This is a genomic window from Verrucosispora sp. SN26_14.1 (assembly GCF_004307965.1).
Classification (GTDB): domain Bacteria; phylum Actinomycetota; class Actinomycetes; order Mycobacteriales; family Micromonosporaceae; genus Micromonospora.
Map to the genome: position 1 here is coordinate 1 of NZ_SISL01000565.1, position 3,406 is coordinate 3,406.

The 3,406-nt window shown below is 73.3% G+C and carries 3 protein-coding genes and 1 pseudogene; 3 read left to right on the top strand and 1 reads right to left on the bottom strand.

The features are described 5' to 3' along the window. On the top strand, window positions 1–942 hold a 942-nt coding region (locus EYA84_RS29115; protein ID WP_394347630.1), incomplete at its 5' end, for a dolichyl-phosphate-mannose--protein mannosyltransferase. A gap of 325 nt (window positions 943–1,267) precedes the next feature. Here EYA84_RS29115 and EYA84_RS29120 read toward each other — a convergent pair. Beyond that, the gene (locus tag EYA84_RS29120; RefSeq protein ID WP_131057218.1) at window positions 1,268–1,582 is read right to left on the bottom strand and encodes a hypothetical protein; all 315 of its coding nucleotides are present in this window, start codon (window positions 1,580–1,582) and stop codon (window positions 1,268–1,270) included. Between the two features lie 229 nt (window positions 1,583–1,811). Between EYA84_RS29120 and EYA84_RS29125 the strand changes: the two genes are divergently transcribed. Further along, complete coding sequence (locus tag EYA84_RS29125; RefSeq protein WP_131057220.1) at window positions 1,812–2,468, top strand: 4'-phosphopantetheinyl transferase; 657 nt, start codon at window positions 1,812–1,814, stop codon at window positions 2,466–2,468. A gap of 170 nt (window positions 2,469–2,638) precedes the next feature. After that, window positions 2,639–3,406, top strand: a pseudogene (locus tag EYA84_RS29130) (hypothetical protein); the annotation flags it as partial.

A 3,406-nucleotide genomic window follows, 5' to 3' on the forward strand; every position in this document is an offset into this window, starting at 1 on the left:
GGCTGGCGGAACTGGCCCTGGTGGCGGCTCGCCGCCGGGGTCCTGCTCGGCTGCGCCTTCGCGGTCAAGTGGAGCGCGTTGTTCTTCGTGCCCGCGTTCGCACTGCTGATGCTCCTCTGGGACGTCGGTGTCCGCCGAGCGGCGGGGGTGCCCCGGCCGTGGCGGGCCACCATGCTCGACGGGGTGCCGTGGATGGCGCTCGCCGGCCTGCTGATGGCGGTCACCTACGTGGCGTCCTGGTCGGGTTGGCTGCGCAGCCAGGAGGGCTACTACCGGCTCGCCGAGCGCTACCCGGACGCCGGGCTCAGCGACCTGCCCGTGGTCGGGGCGCTGTGGAACCTGATCCAGTACCACCAGGCCGCGCTCGGCTTCCACGGCCAGCTCGACGACCCGCACAAATACCAGTCGTGGCCCTGGCAGTGGCTGCTGCTGGGCCGACCGGTCGCCTTCCACTGGACCGGCGACAGCCCCTGCGGCGCGGCGAGCTGCGCCGAGGAGATCCTCCTGCTCGGCACCCCGCTGCTGTGGTGGTCGTTCCTGCCCGCGCTGGTGGCGCTGGTCTGGCTCGGCCTGGCCCGCCGGGACTGGCGGGCCGGTGCGATCCTGCTCAGCGTGGCCGCCGGTCTGCTGCCCTGGTTCTGGATCGCCCTGGACGGGCGGACGATGTTCTCCTTCTACACCGCGCCCGCGCTGCCGTTCCTCGTGCTGGCGGTGGTCTACGTGCTCGGCGCGATCGCCTCGCCGGCCGGACCGAGCGGCACCCGACCGGTCGTCGACGACGAGGCCACCCGGGACCGCCGCCTGGTGGGTGGGGTGATCGTGGGGGCGTACATGGTGCTCGTCGTCCTCTGTTTCGCGTACTTCTATCCGATCTTCGTCGGTCAGTCGCTGCCGTACGCGGAGTGGTCCGCACGGATGTGGCTGGACGGTCGCTGGATCTGACACCGACGGCGAAGGGCCCGCACGCTGTGGCGTGCGGGCCCTGTCACGTCGGTCCGGGCACTCAGTCCGGACAATAGGACGCGCCCCGATCGCCTGCCACGGGGGAAGCGGGCGATTGGGGCGCGCCTCTGCAGCTTAACCACCCATGACCAGCGGCACAACGGGGCAGCTCGGGTCAGATTTCCGACCGGGGCCTGTCCCGACAAGGATCTCCACCGAACCGCGCCCTCGGCTGGAGGCGGAGAACCGCCACGCCCAACCGGAAACCAACTCACATTTTGCCTGGCCAGCGGCGTACCCGGTCCCGCCGACAGGGTGGCCACGATCACGTCGGCGGCGGACTCGCCGGGTCCCTCGGGCGGCGGGGCAGCCAGCCGAGGAACCGGTCCTGCAACGAGGTCGGTCCGGGCGCGTGCAGGTCCTCGACGGCGGCGGCCAGGCACGCGCCCAGATAGACACTGAGCATCGGCCGATCCGTCCCGTACTCGGTCAGCAACCGGGCACGTTTCGGCTCACAGGGCCAGTCCGCGCCGCAGGTGCCGCAGGTCCAGTCGGGAGTTGCCGGCGCATGTTCGGCCAGCCGCTCCACACCACCGGTCCCGGCCACCGCACTCCCCGAGCGATCCGCCACACCTGTCATCGCGCTCCCTTCCGCCTCCACACAGGACCACGGGTGGGCACCCGCCGCCGCGCCACGAGCGCCGTGCGCTTCGTACAGCGCCCGGGATCGACACGGTGTTACGTCATTGAGGTACGTTGACCAACCATGACCACCGCGACCCACCGTACGCGTCGCATTGACGCAGAGCACTCGCCGCCGGTCGACGGTACCGGGACGGGCCGCCGAACGCACCACCCGGTGATCGCGCGTGCGTGACCTGTTGCCTCCCGAGGTGGCGGTGGCGGTGGCCCGGGAGCAGGACTGGTCCGGGCAACTCCACGCCGAGGAAGCGGCCGGTCTCGGGGAACGCGTGGTGGACAGCCGGCGCCGTGACTTCACCGCGGGCCGGGTCTGCGCCCGCCGGGCCATGGCGGATCTGGGCCTGCCGCAGGTCGCGGTGCTCGCCGCCGAGAACCGCGCGCCGGTCTGGCCGACGGGCACGGTCGGCACCATCACCCACACCCGGGGCTACTGCGCGGCGGCGGTCGCGCGCCGCAGCGAGGTGCGCGGGGTCGGCATGGACGCCGAGCAGCACAAGGAACTGAGCCCGGGCGTACGCCGGTTGATCTGCCTGCCCGAGGAGGAGGACCGGTACGCTCGGCTGCCCTCCGGCGTCTCCTGGCCGACGGTGGCGTTCAGCGCCAAGGAGACGGTCTACAAGGTGTGGCACCCGATCGTCGGCACCTGGCTGGACTTCCACGACGCGGTGGTGGAGCTCGACCCCGACGCGGGGACCTTCACCGCGCGGATCGCACCGGCCCGGATCGACGCCGCCCCGGTCGACCGTCCGCCCACCCTGGTGACCGGCCGGTACGCGGTCGACGCGGACCTGGTCCGCACCGCCGCCGTACTCCTGCCGGAGTGAGGCGTCCACGCCCGCCCTCGCCCGTACGCGCCTGAGCGTCACCGCCCCTGACCGGGCCGTACGGCCCCTGGCCCTCCTCCGCTCGGACCCCTACCGGTGGCCGCTCGGTGTTGCCCGCCCGAGGTAGCGTCAGGCGGTTCGCGTTAGACGTCAGGTGCCCGAGGAGTACGGTGAGCGACCCCCAGCCCCCATCCGGGCCGCAGGACCCCTACCAGCCGCCGCAGCCGCCCAGTGATCCGTGGGCACCCCTGCCGCCGGTCGGGCAGCCGGCCGACGCGCAGCCCGACGGCACGTGGGCCGCCCCACCCGACGAGCCCGACAGTGCCTGGGCCACCCCGCAGCCGCCGCCCGCGCCGCCGGTCTCCGGCGCACCCCAGCCTCCGGTCTCCGGTTCTCCCCAGTACCCGTCCGCCGGCTCGCCCCAGCAGCCGGTCTCCGGGTCGCCGCACTACCCGGCCTCGGGTGCCCCCCAGCCGCCCAGCTCGGGATCGCCGTACGCGCCGCACCAGGCAGCCGCTGGCGGGTACCCGCAGCACGACCCGTACCAGGCCGGTGCCGGGTATCCGCAGGCCGGTGCCGCGTACCCGTCGCACGACCCCTACCAGGCGCCCGGCGCCTACCAGCAGCCCGGACCGTACGCGTCGGGTGGCTACCAGCAGGGCGGCTATCCGCCTGGCGGCACCGGCTATCCGCCGGCTGCGCCCGGGTACCCGCTTGGCGCGCCACAGCCCAGCGGTGGTTCCGGCAGCAAGACCGCGCTGATCGTGGTGGCCGTGGTCGCCGCGTTGGCGCTGCTCTGCTGTGGCGGCGGCGTCATCGCGCTGCTGAACGGCACGGATGACGACCGGGAGACCGGCGCGCGGCCCATACCGTCGGCCGCCTCGCCGGCACCGGAACCGTCGCCGAGCGCCTGTCTAGTATACACATCTGACGCTGCC

Coding starts and splice junctions, on each gene's coding strand:
- EYA84_RS29120 (WP_131057218.1), bottom strand. CDS start 1,582: ATGACAGGTGTGGCGGATCGCTCGGGGAGTGCGGTGGCCGGGACCGGT.